This window comes from Methylobacterium sp. 391_Methyba4, from assembly GCF_029691625.1.
GTDB lineage: Bacteria > Pseudomonadota > Alphaproteobacteria > Rhizobiales > Beijerinckiaceae > Methylobacterium > Methylobacterium fujisawaense.
In genome coordinates, this window is the sequence record NZ_CP121475.1 from 5,147,320 (window position 1) to 5,163,058 (window position 15,739).

General features: G+C 67.6%; 11 protein-coding genes. 5 read left to right on the forward strand and 6 right to left on the reverse strand.

All coding sequences use genetic code 11. The features are described 5' to 3' along the window. Positions 1–249: 249 nt before the first annotated feature. Positions 250–1,236: a hypothetical protein gene (locus P9K36_RS24310; protein WP_278306124.1), complete on the reverse strand. Its 987-nt coding sequence runs from the start codon at positions 1,234–1,236 to the stop codon at positions 250–252. A gap of 10 nt (positions 1,237–1,246) precedes the next feature. On the opposite strand from P9K36_RS24310, the gene P9K36_RS24315 reads away from it, so the two are divergent. Beyond that, positions 1,247–1,468 carry a hypothetical protein gene (locus tag P9K36_RS24315; RefSeq protein WP_278306126.1) on the forward strand — a complete coding sequence of 74 codons (222 nt, stop codon included), beginning with the start codon at positions 1,247–1,249 and terminating at the stop codon, positions 1,466–1,468. 203 nt (positions 1,469–1,671) lie between these two features. On the opposite strand, the gene P9K36_RS24320 is transcribed toward P9K36_RS24315, so the two are convergent. Further along, positions 1,672–3,162 carry a hypothetical protein gene (locus P9K36_RS24320; RefSeq protein WP_278306128.1) on the reverse strand — a complete coding sequence of 497 codons (1,491 nt, stop codon included), beginning with the start codon at positions 3,160–3,162 and terminating at the stop codon, positions 1,672–1,674. Further along, positions 3,159–8,270 carry an AAA domain-containing protein gene (locus P9K36_RS24325; protein WP_278306129.1) on the reverse strand — a complete coding sequence of 1,704 codons (5,112 nt, stop codon included), beginning with the start codon at positions 8,268–8,270 and terminating at the stop codon, positions 3,159–3,161. Before P9K36_RS24325 ends, P9K36_RS24320 begins: the two co-directional genes overlap by 4 nt. Positions 8,271–8,526: 256 nt before the next feature. Here P9K36_RS24325 and P9K36_RS24330 point away from each other — a divergent pair, with 256 nt between their 5' ends. The 3 genes from P9K36_RS24330 (at position 8,527) to P9K36_RS24340 (ending at position 11,452) form a co-directional block, all read left to right on the forward strand. After that, positions 8,527–9,570: a nucleoid-associated protein gene (locus P9K36_RS24330; protein WP_278306130.1), complete on the forward strand. Its 1,044-nt coding sequence runs from the start codon at positions 8,527–8,529 to the stop codon at positions 9,568–9,570. Then, positions 9,536–11,020: a hypothetical protein gene (locus P9K36_RS24335; protein WP_278306131.1), complete on the forward strand. Its 1,485-nt coding sequence runs from the start codon at positions 9,536–9,538 to the stop codon at positions 11,018–11,020. The genes P9K36_RS24330 and P9K36_RS24335 overlap by 35 nt, the downstream gene beginning before the upstream one ends. A gap of 117 nt (positions 11,021–11,137) precedes the next feature. Further along, on the forward strand, positions 11,138–11,452 hold the full coding sequence (locus P9K36_RS24340; RefSeq protein WP_278306132.1) for a hypothetical protein: 315 nt from the start codon (positions 11,138–11,140) through the stop codon (positions 11,450–11,452). Positions 11,453–11,864: 412 nt separating this feature from the next. Here P9K36_RS24340 and P9K36_RS24345 read toward each other — a convergent pair whose 3' ends face one another. From P9K36_RS24345 to P9K36_RS24355, 3 genes are all read right to left on the reverse strand, one after another. Continuing rightward, entirely contained in the window at positions 11,865–12,077 is a 213-nt protein-coding gene (locus P9K36_RS24345) for a DUF3892 domain-containing protein (protein WP_111473968.1), read from the reverse strand. A 99-nt stretch (positions 12,078–12,176) separates the two neighbouring features. Continuing rightward, positions 12,177–13,193, reverse strand: a complete 1,017-nt coding sequence (locus P9K36_RS24350; protein ID WP_278306134.1) for an AraC family transcriptional regulator — start codon at positions 13,191–13,193, stop codon at positions 12,177–12,179. Beyond that, complete coding sequence (locus tag P9K36_RS24355; RefSeq protein WP_278306135.1) at positions 13,190–14,182, reverse strand: AraC family transcriptional regulator; 993 nt, start codon at positions 14,180–14,182, stop codon at positions 13,190–13,192. Before P9K36_RS24355 ends, P9K36_RS24350 begins: the two co-directional genes overlap by 4 nt. A gap of 239 nt (positions 14,183–14,421) precedes the next feature. On the opposite strand from P9K36_RS24355, the gene P9K36_RS24360 reads away from it, so the two are divergent. Further along, positions 14,422–15,714 (forward strand): flagellin, encoded by a 1,293-nt coding sequence (locus P9K36_RS24360; protein WP_274926615.1) that lies wholly within the window; start codon positions 14,422–14,424, stop codon positions 15,712–15,714. Positions 15,715–15,739: the final 25 nt, after the last annotated feature.

Sequence of the window (15,739 nt, forward strand, 5' to 3'; positions counted from 1 at the left end):
ATTCCGCGCCATCGTCCCGATCCGGCCTACGCCGCATCTCCCCCCTCGACCACCCGCGCACAAGCGGGGCCTGTACGTCCGCTTCGTCGTCCGGCTTAGCGGCAGCCTCAGCGCGGCCATAGGACAGGCGGCCCAGGCCGAAGGGCTGACCGCGGGGGCGTGGGCCCGGAGGCTGCTCTTGGATCGCCTTGGCATGCAGTCCGAAGCGGACGAGAGGAGCCGCCGTCCCGTACGGATACCCGAGGCGCATCAAGCCGCGGTCGCGTCGGCGCTGCGGGCACTCGCCAAGGCCAGCACCGCGGCGGCGGAGCAAGACTGGGCGCCCACCATCGACGCGATCCAGGCCGCCCGGGCGGTTTTGGTCCCGCTCGCGCTGGGCCGGACTTCGCCGTGATCTCGGGGGCGACGCGTGGGGCCGGCCTCGGAGACGCCCTGGCGCGTCACCTCCTGAAGGGTGAGAACCGCCCGACCGTGACTGAGGCGCGCGGCCTCGGCAGCCCGGGCTTGGCCGGCCAGATCAGCGAATTGGTCGCCCAGTGCGCGGGCGGCCGGACGACGCGCCCGGTCTATCACGTCCACTGCAGCCCCGACCCGGGCGTCGCCGACAACGCCGTCGCCCGCGCACGTTTCTGGGCGCTGTTCGAAGCTGAGTTCGGGTTCGACAGGCAACCGTACTGTGGCGTCGTGCACGACAAGGACGGACGCGTCCACGAGCACCGGGTCTATGCCCTGGTCCGGCCCTCGGGGTCCGTGATCGACCTGTCCCACGATTACGCCCGCCGCGAGAAATGCGCGCGCATCGTCGAGTACGAGGCCGGGCTTGCGCCCGTACCGTCGAAGTTCGCCCGGAGCATCGCGCAAGCCCTGCGCAAGGATGGGCGACACGATGTGGCGGGATGGCTCGTCGCAGCCGGCGCCACCCGGGCGGAACGGCCCGTCGCCAAGGTGACGCCCGGCGAGCGTCGCGTCGAAGAGCGGACCGGCGTGCCGCTCGACGACCTGCGCCGAACGGTTTTCTCGGCTTGGCAGGAGTCGGCGGACGGCGCCGGCTTCGTCGTCGCTCTCCGAGCCCGAGGACTCGACCTGAGGAGCGGTCGGAAGGGCCCGGTCGTGGTCGACGCGAGCGGCACGGCACACTTGGCGACGCGCCTCGTCGGCGCGGCTTCCCGACGCCTCACGTGCGAACGTATCCGGGCGGCGACGGTGCGGGCGCGCCTCGCCGGCCTCATGCTGCAAGGACCAGACGGTGGAACAGACAATGATCGAGCGGCGGCTGGCCGCGATGGAAACGCTGCTCCAGGGCATCCTGATGGCGCTGGCGCCGCCGGAGGCGGACGGTGCGTCGGGCCTCGACGACCTGGTGGAGGCGATGTCCGACCTGACGGTGGCGGTGGCGGAGGTGGCGGACAAGGTCGAGGCGCTGCGCTCGACCGGTTGCGGGCCGCGAGCGGCGCTCGGCGTACCGTGACGCGGCGTAACCTTGCAGCCTTGGACGTGTCCCTCGACCGCTACCAGGCAGCCGCCGGGCGCGCCCGCGCGGCCGCCGAACGCCTGGACGATCTCGCCGAAGCCCGCCGAACGAGGGGCTTGGCCCTTTGGGGCGTCACGGACATCTGGGGCGTACCCCTCGGATGACCTCCACCTGTCCGCCGTCCCCGCGGGCTTGAACCGTCAGGTCGTACCGGGAAGGTCGTCGATATCCGTTGGCATGCCTTGCAAGGCCTCGTCGAGGACATCGGCCTCGTTCGGCGCCAGTCGGGCGAATGCCTGTCGGCGGATGTAATCCCCCACCCGCCAGACGACATCGGCATCGAAGGATGCCAGGCCCAACGGCACCGGATGCCCGTTGAGGACGCCGATGGGCGCATGCACCAGGGCGACGACCGCGACCGCGGGAACCAGAAGGATCTCAAGCCTTGCCGGCACGGCCCCGGCGTCGATGGGGTGAAGGCTGTCGAAGGCCGCCTCAACGTAACGGGCCGGCTTACCGGCGAGCAGGCACCTGAGGGCGATCCCGCCTCCGGCCGGCGCCGCTTCGCGCAGGCTCCGGCGGAGGAGCCCCAGGGACTCCCGCAACTGGGTCGTGCCGCCCCAGCTCGGGACCTGGGGTGCGAGCGACAGGACCGACAGCCCCGCCTTGGGACGTGCGCGCAACCCATAGTCCAGCACCTCGCCGAACCGCTTCGCGTTTCCGCTCGTGCCCCATGGGCCGACGATGGGAATGGTCGGCCTGTCCGCGCGCGCCTCGCCGGCACGACCCACGGCCTCCCGCCAGTACCGATTGACCGACAGGCCGTCGCGCGTGGTGAACTCCCTGAGGAACTCGGGTGCGAAGGAGTACAAGGCCTCGTATGCTAACGGGTCGCGTACCGGATCGCGATGGACGCGCATGCCTTGCAGCAGCACCGCGGCTGCGCGCTCCACCTGCGGCCTGTCCGCGAGGTCTTGATCCGGCATCCATGACCGCAGGTCGCTTTCAGCGAGGCTCGGGCTGGACGCCCGTGCGAACGCACGGATCCGCACGGGTACCTGGAACCTGTCCTCCGCCGCCACCGCGTCCACCGAGTAGAGGTCGCGGCGCTGGTTCTGTTCCCGGTCGCGTCGGTCGCCGAGTTCGTGGAAGAAGCGAAGGACCCGCTCCGGGATGCGCTCGGACACGGCCCCTATCGGCGTCCCCGGCTCCACCGGCAACTCCGGCAGGGCACGCTCGACCTCGTCGAGGCTCAGTCGCCGCTGCGGCGCGACCGAGAGGAGGTCGAACCCGAAGCTCGCCGAACGCCCCTCCACCGCAAAGATCAGCGGCTCGGAACCTGCGTCGATGAAGAGGTCTTCCCCCGCCGACGTCAGCCAGAGGCAGCCATCGCCGCGGGTCGCGTATCCGGGTTCGCAAGCCTCCCTCATGACATAATCGAACTCGCCCTGGTCGTAGCCGAAGAACGCGGCCGCGTCCTGCTCGTCGATGCCGGGCGCGGCCTTGATGAGACGCAGCATGAACTCCAGGCTCGGTGTCACCGAGCCGAGGACGGCAACCTTGTAATCCACCTTGAACTGCCTGCAGGGCAGAAGCGCGTCGTAGGTGCCGATCTCGACCAAGCGGTCTTCGTCCGGCGGGACCAACTCGTCCTTCCGAACGCCGATGATGGGTCGCTTCCCGCCGCTCATGCCGCGCCTCCCCCGACCCCGTCGGCAGCCCCTCCGCGGCGCCGCGCGCCGCGGGCGGCTGCACCGGCATGCGGGAGGACGCCCTCGACAGCCAACGAACGCGCCAGTCCCGCACGCGCTTGCTTGTCGAACCCGGCCGCGAGAAGCGCGACCGGGCTCTCGGCCAGCCAGTTCCGCCTCGCGCCGACGACCACCAGGCGGTCCTTAGCCCGGCTGGCCGCGACGTTGATCCTGTTCGGCTCGGAGAGGAAACCGGGTCGTATCGTCCCCACGCCCTCCTGCTCACGGCCATCCGCGTTGTTCCTGACGAGGGACAGGACGATGATCGCGTTCTCCTTGCCTTGGTAGCTGTCGACGGTTCCCACCTTGATATGGCGACCCAGCAGGTGGCCGACCGGCGAGCGCAGGAGCTTGCCGTAGATCAGGTCGCGCTGGGCCGCGTACATGCAGATCACCCCGATACCGACGGGATGCTTGCGGGGCGTGGTCAGCCAAGCGGCGAAGGGCTCGTGCAGGACCCACCGCTCAAGCAACTGTACGACGGCGTCGGCCTCGACGCGGTTGATCCGGCTGCTGCCGCCCTCGGGCTGCGTCTCGAACGCCCTCTCGGCGAGGCCGTCGGTCTCCACCCAGGTCAAGGGATGGCTGAGGTCGTCGGGCATGGAACTGACGTCGATTTCCGGCTCCGGCCGGCCCGGGCTGAGCTTCAGGCCGGGGTAGAACGCGTCGGAGACGACGCGCCCGATGGCGGGCAGCATGCGGTACTGGATGGACAGGCGGGAACTGGCCGCCTCTCCGTAAGCGGAGAGGAACACCCGCTCGAAATCGCTACGGCGGATCTCGTGCTTCTCGATCCCGGTGCGGGACGCGACCCGGTTCACCACCTCGGGGGGATGCTGCGGCTTGAGTTGCGCCTGGTCGCCGACGAGGACCGCCCATCGGGCGGCCTGCAGCGGGACCAGGAGCTCGCCGGCCGTGCACCGGGCCGCCTCGTCCACGATCACGAGGTCGAACGGTGTCGTGGTCAGGCCGAGGGAGCTTCGTCCCAGCCCCACGCAGGTCCCGACCACGATCTGGCGCGTGCCGGCGAGGAAGGACTCGAAGCTCCTCTGGGCACGCGACGCGCTGCCCATGAAATCCCGCGCCACGGTGAGGGCCGCCCGCAAACGGCCGAGCCTGACGTCGTCGAGGCCGCGCGGCCGCCAGCGTGCCGACATGAGGCGTCCGATGACGGCATCCGCGAAGCCGTCCCAGTCCGCTTCGGCCAAGCCGTCCCTAGGAAGGCCGAGGCGGTCCAGATGCCCGGCCAGCGTCTCCGTCAGGCCTTCGATCCGTCGCGCGTCGGGCTCCTGCTCGGCTACGAGATCCGCAATCCGCCCGGCGACCGGACGGATGCCGGTCTCGACGAAGACCAGGTCGTCCACGATGTCCTGCTCGATGCCGAGCGTTCGCCCGACAATGGTGATCCGCTCCTTGAACGCCGCCCTGAAACGGTCCTTCAGCGACCGCTCGATCCTGGCCGAATGGAACGGACGGAGCGGGTCGGACACGACTTCCTCGTTCGCGGCGACGCGCAGGATGTCGGGTTCGCCCCCGAAGGACCGGAACGACGCGAGGACCGCCTCGGCCGCGTTGTTCACCGCCTCGTGGGACTGGCTGGCGAGGAGGACGTTCCGGGCCAGTCCCTTGGTGATCGCGTAGTGCGTCAGGGCGGCGATGAACGTCGTCTTGCCGGTGCCCGGGGGCCCCTGCAGCAACCCGACCGGGCGCACCCGGAGAAGGTTCTTGAGCGCCTCCTCCTGGTCGCCGTTGAGCCCGTACTTCCCGATGAGGCCCAGGTCGGGTTCATGGCTGAGCACCTGTGGAGCGGCGCCGGCATCCGGGTCGAAGACGGTGAACAGGTTCTTCGAACGGCTGTCGCCGTCGAGCACCCTGTCCACGGCCCCCTTGCGGCGGCGGAAGCTCTGGACCTCGAAGTGGCTGACGAACCGCAGCCGCTGGCCGGCGTTGACCAAGTTCGAGCGGAAGGTCGTCGCCAGGTCCTGCCCGACGATGGCGATCATGTCGGGCCGCGACGCCTGCAGGTCGAGCATGCCGATGCGGCGCCAGTCACCCTGCCGACCCTGCCGAAGCACCCCGACCGTGTCGTTACGTTCGTAGTCGAACACCCCCGATTGTAGCTCGAACGCCACCATGTACCGACGACTGCCGCGGTCGAAGCGGCTGGCGAGTTGGGCGACGCCCTCGGTGGTCATCTCGTGCTCGGCGTCGATCAACGCCTGCCACATCGTGCGGACATCGACCCGGGAAAGGGCTAGCTTCTCTCCTTCGGCGATCTCCTCGGCCAGGAGGTCGTCCGCCTCCTCCTCTGACACCGTGGCGTCGCGTATCTCCTCCTCGATTGCCGTTGCCGCGGGACCGCGCGAGGCCATCGCCGCGATGGCCTCGCTTACGGGTGGCTCCTGGAGCAACGCGTCCAACGCCGCGAGGTCGGTGTGATCGGACCGCGTGACGGTCAGCGTCATCGCCACCTTGTGGAACTCGTGCTTCGAGACGCGGGCGATGCGCCCCTGGGGTAACTGGCTGCGCTCGCCCCGGGCAGGCCGGTTCCGGTCGTCGAAGCGGACCTTGATCTCCTCGACCGCGCCGCGCAGGTGCAGGTAGAGGGGTGCATGGACCGTGCTCCGGTACAGGCGGAGGAAAAAGAATCCTTCGTCGGCTTCAAGGGGGCCGGTCGTCGCCCCTTGGACGGCGAGGGACAGGACCGGGCCCGCCACTCGTGCCGCGGGAGCATCCAGCCTCGCCTCGGCCTCGCGGACTGCATCGAGCAGCGGGAGCAGCGTCGCCAGGGCCGGGACCCGCTCGCGGCACTCGCCGATTCCCTTGGCGACGATGAGCGCCTCCTCCTCGGCGAGCCCAGCCGGGGCGAGGATCTCCTCGACCATCCGGATGACCGCGAACCTATCGCGTTCGAAGACCGTCCCGCTCTCCGGGGCGTAGGCGGACGTATGGATGTCGCCGTCGACGCCCGAGGAGAAATCGAGCGCGTCGATGAGGACGATTTCGCCGCCCGGACCAAGGACGACGTTCCCGGGCTTGAGGTCGCCGTGGCCGATCCCCCGCTCGTGCAGCTCGTCCACGACCTCGATCAGCGTCGCCGCGATGGCGAGCGCGGCGCGTGCCGACTCCCAGGGCGGCGGGCCGTCACGCATCGCCGCGTCGAGGGTGACGCCTTCCGCGTAGTCCTGGACGACGACGATGCCGTCGCCGAGCCACATCACGTCCCGCACCTCCGGCAGGCCGGGGGGGCGGTCCGTACGCATGCCCGCGGCACGATCCAGGAACGCGAGGATACGTCCGCCCTCGCGGCGCAGGTCACCCCAGGCGGCTTGCTTCCACAGCTTGACCACGACGGCACCGCCGTCGCGCGTGCTGAGCCATGAGTCCACCCGGTCGCTTTCGCGGAACGTCTCGCCGGACAGGGGATAGACCGCGAACAGCTTCATCTGCGACCGGATGGCGCCCCGGTAGTTCTCCAGCCCGGCCGCGATTTCCTGGGGCGTCGGTCGGGCGGCGGTCGCTCTGTTGTAGACCTCCAGCGCGATGCCCGCGTCGGCGAAGCGGTCGGACGCGACGATGTCGAGCGCCTGGTCGAACCACGCGTGCAGGACCTCGAACTGCCGCTCGGCGTCGACCGCGGTGTCCCACACCGGCGGCACGCCGGCGGGCGGGCGGCCGAACAGGATCATGTGCACCGCGACCGCGACGAGGTAGACGTCGCGACGCTTCGGCCCGGCATCGTCACCCAGGACGTCTTCCGGCAGCGAGACGCTCGACAGGAACTGGTAGCGGAACCTGCCGAGCGACTGGACGTCCTGGTACTTGGCCGCGAGGAGGTGCGAGAGCCGCACCGTCGTCGGCAACTCCAGCCACACGCTGTGGTCACCGAGATCCAGGTGCGCCGCGCCGTGACGATGCATCGTCGCCAGGGCCGAGAGAAGCTGGCGCGCCAACTCGATCCGGGCCGCCGGGTTGGTCTTGACAGCGTCCGCCGCTGCGAACTCGGACAGCCGCCTGAGGCGTCGACGGCGGTCGTAGATCTCCCAGTATCCGATGCCCTGTTCGGGTTCGTCGAACCTGGGGGCGAGCAGGACGTTCTCAATGTCCTCGCCCCGGTCCTTGAGCCAATGGTAGATGCGTCCCTCGCGGCCGGCGATCTCCATGCGGCCATCCAGGGTCTGGAACCGCGTATCGGGGCATTGGGTGAAGTCCCAGAGGCGCAGCGTACCGATGTTCTGCGGTGCGCCTTCTTCCCAGGTATCGTACTCCTTGTAGATCCCGGTCGGGTGCGGGAAGGCTAGTTCCTCCTTGGCAACGAAGCGCTGGAACCGGCGCTGGCCCGGTTTCAGCGGCGATCCCGCCCGCGCGTTGAAGAAACGCGTCAGCCGCTCCTTCCAGAACGGTTCCGTCAGGGGCTCCCTCAGGATCTCCTCGGCGATGTTGCCGAAAGCGTCGCGCTCGGCCTTGGGGGTCGAGAGCTTGGCCAGGAACTCGTCGGCGGTCAGGACTTTGGGGCGCTCGGTCTCGGCGATGCCGGAACGGTCTGCCTGACCGGTCAGCACGACAAGGCCGACGATGTTCGGTACGGCCTTCCTGCGCGTCTCGGGCCGCTTCCCAAGTGCATCCTTCAGTAGGGTGGACAGGTCGCGGGCGACCTCCGCGACCTTCTTAGCCGGTGACCGGCCGAGGTCGTTCTTGCCGAGGAACCACTTCTCGTCGGAGCTGATGATCCGGCCGTGCAGGTCCTTCAGGTCGACGAGGAACACGCGCCTGGTGCCCACGATGATGACGTCGATCTCGCGGGCGACCCCGAGACCGAGGATGAGGTCGAGGTTCGTGAAGGCGTACCAGTTGTGTGGCAAGGCTCGTTGCAGGAGCTCGATGCCCTTGACCTCCCGCGCGTGGATGCCTCGCCCGCAATTGGTGATGTGCATCTGGGTCCCGAAGGTGCTTCGGCGCTCCGTGGGCGGCAACCCCAGGGCGCAATCGGTGTCGGTCCAGCAACCGTAATATCTAAACGCCAGGTTGCTATGACGCGGGAGCCACACCCCCGGCCCGTCAAACCTAGGGATGGTTCGGTGATGGGTACCACATCCTCGATCCAGACCGGCACGAACGTCGCTTACGGCTTTCAGCAGCCATTGAATGCCGTGCGCCGCTATGAGAACATAAAAGGAACATGGCCGCGGTTGGGAAGCATGAATCCCTATCGCGAAAGTTGTGGCCGGTTACCAGATCCATGGGAAAACCCCGCCTTGAGGTTGTACGATGGGGTGCTGAGGTGCGGGGGAGCGGAAAGGCGTCATGGGTTTCCTGCAGGACGAAGAGAAGGATGCGCTGACGATCCGACGGATGATCTTCCACGTGGTTGGCAAGGACCTGGCCGAGCCGGTCCTGCTCCCGGAGATCACCCCTCTGCAGGAACCGGGCTTCTTCCTGGCACGGGTGAAATTAGCGCTGCGCGGCAACCTTTTCGCATTCCGGGACGGTGCCGCGGTCGAGGCGACTTTGAGAGGGCTCACGACCGGCGGGAACTTCGCCGAGGGCACGCAGGCGCTGGCGCGTGAGTTCCACCGCCTGCACCGTACAGGCACCAGCAACGGCGTCTTCCTCGTCTTCGAGTTGGCGACGGGACAGGACACGGTTTTCGCCCTGATCAAGTACGATCACGACGAGGTGGTGCATTACTCTCTAGGCAACCCCGGGGAGGAGGGGATGCCGCACCTCGAACGGTTGCAGAAGACCTTCGTCAAGAAGACCGAGGCCATGCAGAAGATCGCATTGGTGAGGCTCGACCCGGTGGCGGGCGGCCGCATCATGGTCCGCGACCGGAGCAAGCCGACGCACATATCGGAATACTTCGAGACGTTCCTCGACGCCCGGCGGGTCAACGCCCCGGACGAACTGAGCGGCAAGCTGGTCGATGCGCTGAGGGAAACCTTCAGGAAGCATAAGGACACGCTTCCGGAAAATGTCCGCGAGGGTGGCGTCAATCGCATCTACGAGACCCTGCGGCAGGGCGGCCACCGCTACGACCCAGAAGACCCCGAACCACTCTTCACGGCCGTTTTCGGGCGTCTCGCCGAGGATGCGCCGATACGTCGGACACTCGACCGCATGCTGCGCGAGCACGGGGTTTCAGAGGAGACGTTCGAGATCAACCCGGAGCGTGTTCGCAAGCCGAGCCGCCGGGTGATGGAGACGGCGGAGGGTACGGTGGTGCTCTACGACGAGGGACACCGACCGACGACCGAACGCATGGAGGACGGGCGCGAGCGCATCGAGATCGTCACGGCCGGGATCACGAGGGACGATGTCGACATCGATAAGCGTACACTCGGCCGTTGAGGCGAGCCGCTCGGCCCCCGACTTCACCGTCAACGAGGATGCCGGTCGCCTCGTCGTGACCGGGACGTTCTCGCCCGGTGCGCTCGTCGCCTGGCAGCGCGTCTTCGACGATGCCCCGGTTTGGCTTTCGGTCAGGTGTGTCGACGGCTCGCAGGACGAGGTGAACCCCGGCACTGTGCAGGTCGGCGAGCGCGTGCGCGTGACCTTGGCGTTCGTCCCGACGCCGGGGAGCACCCACCTGTTCACCGTCGAGGGATGGCGGTCGTTTCTCTTGGACGATGCGCGCGTCCGCAACTCGACGTCCGTCCGGCTGGCGTTCGCAGCCGCCGAGGACGTTTTCTCGACGCGCGCCTTTCCCGTGGACCGCTGGGTCGGCGAACCCGTGGCGTCGGAGCCGCCGGAGTCCTCCGAGCCGAGAACGGAAGTAGGTCCGCGCCGCGTGGTTCGCAGCCAATCCCCCGACCTCATGGCCCCGTCGCGGATCGAACCCTTCATCACGTCCGGGGAGCCCGCGCCCGGGCCTGCGTTCGCCGCTTGGCGCGAGGTGGCCGCCGCCATGATCGCACGCGCCCTGCCGAATGAGCTGTACCGCGACGGAACCGAGGGTTGGCTGATCCTGTCCGGCCAGCCCCCGCGCAAGCTCGTCCTAGGGTCCGGCACCGTGACCGATGTCGGGTTCCGGGCGCTTCTGTCCGCCGCGTCGTGGGTCTATCTCGAAGGCACCGACGTCGAGGTCCGGCACACGTTCCTCACCGCCGAACTCGCGCGGGAATGGACATTTGGCGAATCATTCAGGGACGGCTTGCCCACGCGACTGCCGCCCGCGCTTGATTCCGCCCGCCTTCTCTACAAGGCGCACCTCAGGAGCAGCAGCAAGGACACGCTCAAGGCGCTGGCCGACCTGCGCAAGACCCTCGCCGAAGAGGTGCAGAAACTGCTGCAGCAATCGCGGGACCTGTCGACCGCGGTCTGGCGGGACATCGCCGTGGCGGTGGGCGTGATGGTTGTACGCCTGGCGGTCGACAGCACGAAGTCCGCGGCCGCGGGAAAAGGTTTCGCTTGGGTCTTCCTGATGGTCGCCCTCTACGTCGCAGCGTCGTTCCGCATGAGCGTAGGCACGAACCGCCGGTTCTTGGACATCGTCGAGCAGTCCCGCGCCGCATGGCGTACGAAGCTGTACGGGTTTCTTGACGACGCGGACTACGGGACGCTGGCGGATCGCCCGGTGACGGAGGCGCTCGCAGCCTATCGACGGACCGAGAACCGGTCGACGGTGTTCGTGGTCGTGGTGTGCTTCGCATTGATGGCCGGCGCCGCTGTCGAGGGAGGTTGGATCGACCTCGATGCAATATGGACGGTGGTCCGCGACGTGGTCGGGGATGCTTGGTCCTACTTGGTCAACGCTCTCGCGAAAGGCGTGTCATACCTCGGCGCCGCATGGGGCCCCTAAGGATGCGACGTCACCCACGGAGATGATGTCATGCCCGCGCGTGGCCGTAACCACCCCAGGTCGCTTGCAGGTCCGGGCGCCCGCGACCACCTATGCAAGCGTTAACGGGGGTAGACCATGCCGTCCTTCATCGTCCGTGTCGAACTGCCGAACAAGCCGCACGGCGACTACGCCCAGTTGCACAGGGATATGTACAAAGCCCGCTATTACACGGTCATCCAGGCAACCGGGGGTGCCCTGTGGCATCTCCCTCATGCGATGTACGATGCCACGGGCGAGAACTGGACGATGCAGATGATCCGCGACGAGGTGCTGACCATCGCCAAGAGGTCGCACGACAATCCTAGGGTGTTCGTTGCCGAGTATGACCGTGCCTGCTGGGATGGTCTCAGGCCGGTCACAAGCGTCGATCCGGCACCGTCATACGATTGATCCCAAAATGGCGAAGGCCTGCTGCCGAACGTCGACGGCGTTTCGGTCCATACCAGTTCCGAATGTCGGCTGACCGTTCAGTCGAGGTGCTGCGCTCGAACGGCTGCCGGCCGCAAGCGGGACGCGCCGTGCCGTGATGCGACGTCGCATCGCCGGTCTCGACGTCTCGCTCGACCGCTACCAGGCCGCGGCCGAGCGTGCCCGGGGAGCGCCTGGACGAGCTCGCCGACGCTGGCCGGACGAGGGGCTTGGCCTTGTGGGGCGTCACGGACATCTGGGGCGTCCCCGTCCGGTGACCGTCTCCGGGACGTCCCGGCCAAAACGCGACCCGTGAGGTTCCGACGATGACCCGAATCGTGGCGACCGGTCGGCACCGGCACAAGGTATCGACGGCCAATCGTCCGTCCTGGGTCTACTCGTCCCTGTTGACGTTGTCCGCCGTCGAGCTGTCCGGGTTGTCCCGTGCGTATTCACGGCCGTTGATCTTCACGACGTGGCTGTCCGGATGCTCGCCGCGCTTGATTTCCGCCACGACGTTCCGCCTCGGCACGTTCTTGCGCGTCCCGACATCGTAATGCTCGTTGCGGCCGCCCGGCCCGTCGTTGCGTCCCTTGATCTTCGACATGAACCACCTCCGAGACGACCATATAGGTGGCACGTCCTTATCTGCGAGATAGCGTCGATACTCCAAGGACCCCGCTGCGACCTGTATGCCGCCGACGACTCAGAGTTCCTTCATCCATGACAGGAGGGCCGCCCCGCTCTCGCGCCGGGCGCCGACACGATGATCGGCATCCACGTCGCGCGGGTTCACCCCGTACCGAGCGCGGAAGCCCTTGCTGAAGCTTTTCAGGTTCTCGTAGCCGCAGGCATAGGCGACGTTCGATACCCGCGTCGGCGCGTGTCCCTCGACCCCGGAAAGCATGCGCATCGCCTTCGCGAGGCGCCGGTTGCGGACGTAGGTCATCACCCCGCCGTCGGCCTCGAAAAGTTCGTAGACCGGCGTGCGGGACAACCCGAAGCGGGCGCATACCATCTCGATGCCGAGGTCGACCCGACCGAGGTTCGCCTCGATGAATTGCCGGATCTCGATACCCATGACCGCCGGTTGGTTGTAGGCGCTGTCCTGCGAAGGCGTCAGCATCGCGTTCAACAGCGAGACGGTAGCCGTCGAGAGCAGCGACTTTTGGGCCAAGTCCGACGTATCGAGGCAGTCCTGCATGTTCCGCATGTGGTCCGACAGGAGCCGGTTCAACGGGCTTCCGGTCCGCGCGAAAGTGGAGCGGTGCAGCCTCCCGATCTCGCCGACCCGGGCGTCGAACAGCCGGCGCGGAATGCACAGCCCGATGCCATCGACGGACGTGGTCGAGCGCCCGAATACCGGCTGCGCCAGGTCGACGAGCACGATGGTCCCGGACGTGATCGCCTGCTCGTCGGATGCCACCTCCACGCTCGAATGCCCGGTCACGTGCTGCTGCAGGTAGACGTGGTCGACCGCGAGGGTCGCGACCTGCGAGCGGGTGCGCTCGACGGTCTGGGGGGAGGAATGCGTCTTGTAGAGGTGGATGCCGCCGCATTTCCAGGCCCGGAAGCTCGCCTGCCAGGGATGCGGCGCAGACCGGTCCGGCGTCGCGGTCCAGATCGGTGAGACCGTCTCGATCCACGCCTCCCGCCGTAAGCGCTCGTCGTCCAGACGGGCGATGCCCGGGTCGATGACGTCGGGTTCCGTGGACGAGGTCATAGCTCCTGTATCCAGGACATCAGGGTGTCGCCGCTCTCGCGCTGCGCGACGCCGCGCAGGCCGGTTCCGACGTCGCGGGGGTTGATGCCGTAGCGGGCGCGGAAGGCCTTGCTGAAGCTCTTCAGGCTCTCGTAGCCACAGGCATATGCGACGCCCGAGACCCGTGGCGGACCCGCCTCGGCCCCCGTCAACATCCTCATCGCCCGGGACAAGCGGCGATTGCGGATATATGTCGCGACCCCGCCGTCGGCCTCGAAAAGCGAGTAGACGGGAGTACGGGACAGCCCGAAGCGAGCGCAGATCATGTCGACGCCGAGATCGGCCATGCCGAGGTGTGCCTCGATGAACTGCCTGATCTCGATGGCCGCGATGGCGGGCCGGTTGTAGGCGCTGTCCGTGACCGGCGTCATCGCGGCGTTGCAGAGCGCCACCGTCGCGGTGGAGACCAGGCTCCGCTGCCACTCGTCCATGCCGTCGATGCCGGCATGGACACTGTGCATGTGGTCACCAAGCAGGCGGATCAGCGGGGTGCTCTCCGGCCGGAGGATGTCGAGGTGTCGGGCCGAGAGCTCGCCTACGCGCGCGTCGAACAGCCTGCGGGGGAGCGCGAGGTTGAGCCCGGACATCTCGCGGGTGACCGAGCGGGCGCGCTGCGAGAGGTCGAACAGCACGATGCCGCCATGAGGTATCTCCGCCTCGCCCCCGGCGGTGTCGATGCCGGTCCTGCCGGACGAGTAGAGCCGCAGGACGACGTGGTCCACGGCCTGGACGGCGATCTGCGACGAGGTTCGTTCGACCGCCTGCGCCGAGGCCCTCATGTGGTTGAAGAGGACGGTTCCGAGCTTCCAAGAGCGGAAACTGACCGTACGCGGGACTTCCTCGTCGATCCTCGCCTCGTAGACGGGGGAGATCGCGCGAACCCACGCCTCCCGCCGGACGCGCTCGTCGTCGATCTGCGAGAAGTCCGTTTCCAGCGCGTCGGATTGCATGTCGAGCCCGCCTGTTCCGGATATGCATCGAGCGCTCCAAGAGCTCGGTCAAGGGCGCGCCGGAAATTTGAGGCAATTGCCCAGGGAAAACAGGCTATAGTACGCCAGTAGACATATCCAGGACGCCAGTAGACATAACGGCTGTTTGCTGGCCCTGAATATTTCTCCCGCATAAACTTGCGGACACGAGGATCTAGTCGATCCGACTTGAAGCGTCGGACGTCGAAGGATCACGCCTCATGTCTTCTTCCATCACCTTGTCCGCCGCCACGCGGCAGAACCTGCAATCCTTGCAGGACACCGCCGCGCTCGCCGCGACGAACCAGAACCGCCTGTCGACCGGCAAGAAGGTCAACTCCGCCCTCGACAACCCGGTGAATTACTTCACCGCCGCCAGCCTGACCGACCGCTCGACCGCACTCGGGAGCCTGCTCGACGGCATCTCCAACGGCATCCAGACGATCCAGGCGGCCTCGAAGGGCATCGACAGCATCACGAGCATCGTGAAGCAGATGCAGTCGGTGGTCGCGCAGGCCCAATCGAACGCCACGACCAACCTGCCCAAACTCCAGGGCACCCAGGCCATGGCCACCGCGAACGAGGCCACCGCCACCGGGAAAAGCCTGCACGACACCGTGCTGGCCAAGACGCTCGCCGGCACCGCCGCCCCCGCGAGCTCGACCGCGGTCGGCGTCGTCGGCATCGACAACACCAAGGCCGACACGCTGCAGCTCGCCGCCGGCAACACCGTCTACAACGTCAGCATGACCTCCGGCACGGTCAACGACCTCGTGAACAACATCAACAAGTCCGGCATCGCCACGGCGGCCATCGACAGCCTCGGCCAGTTGCAGATCACCGGCACCGGCTCCGACACGCTGACGGTCGCCGCCGGCAAGCTCAACGCCACCACGGGCGCGCTCACGGCCGATGCGGGCGAGCTTGCCAAGCTCACCGGCGGCGCGGCGCCTTCCGCGGCCGGCGGCACCTCGGCGCAGCGCTCGGCCCTGGTCAGCCAGTTCACTGCCCTGCGCGATCAGCTCAACCAGACGTCCAAGGACGCCGGCTACAACGGCACCAACCTGCTTACCGGCGATAACCTGACCATCGCCTTCAACGAGAAGACCGGCACCGCACAGTCCAAGTTGTCGATCCAGGGCAACGCCCTCACCACCGACAGCCTCGGCATCGGCACCTTCGTGGACTCGGCGACGACCCAAGGCGGGGCCAACGTCGGCATTCAGAACAACGCCGACCTGAACAAGGCCTCGGACGCGCTGACGAACGCCCTCGCCAGCCTGAAGTCACTCTCGTCGAACCTCGGATCGAACCTGTCGACGGTGCAGAACCGGCAGGACTTCACCAAGTCGATGATCGACGTGCTGACCACCGGCGCGGCGAACCTGACCAACGCCGACATGAACGAGGAGGCGGCCAACAGCCAGGCGCTGTCGACCCGCCAGTCGCTCGGCATCTCGGCCCTGTCGCTGGCCAACACCGCCAACCAGGGCATCCTTCAGCTCCTCCGCTAGCTCTGACCTTCCATGCCGCCCCACG

Bases quoted from the DNA above. Each gene is read 5' to 3' on its own strand.
- P9K36_RS24320 (WP_278306128.1), bottom strand. From the start codon at position 3,162: ATGAGCGGCGGGAAGCGACCCATCATCGGCGTTCGGAAGGACGAGTTG.
- P9K36_RS24330 (WP_278306130.1), top strand. From the start codon at position 8,527: ATGGGTTTCCTGCAGGACGAAGAGAAGGATGCGCTGACGATCCGACGG.
- P9K36_RS24335 (WP_278306131.1), top strand. From the start codon at position 9,536: ATGTCGACATCGATAAGCGTACACTCGGCCGTTGAGGCGAGCCGCTCG.
- P9K36_RS24340 (WP_278306132.1), top strand. From the start codon at position 11,138: ATGCCGTCCTTCATCGTCCGTGTCGAACTGCCGAACAAGCCGCACGGC.
- P9K36_RS24345 (WP_111473968.1), bottom strand. From the start codon at position 12,077: ATGTCGAAGATCAAGGGACGCAACGACGGGCCGGGCGGCCGCAACGAG.
- P9K36_RS24350 (WP_278306134.1), bottom strand. From the start codon at position 13,193: ATGACCTCGTCCACGGAACCCGACGTCATCGACCCGGGCATCGCCCGT.
- P9K36_RS24355 (WP_278306135.1), bottom strand. From the start codon at position 14,182: ATGCAATCCGACGCGCTGGAAACGGACTTCTCGCAGATCGACGACGAG.
- P9K36_RS24360 (WP_274926615.1), top strand. From the start codon at position 14,422: ATGTCTTCTTCCATCACCTTGTCCGCCGCCACGCGGCAGAACCTGCAA.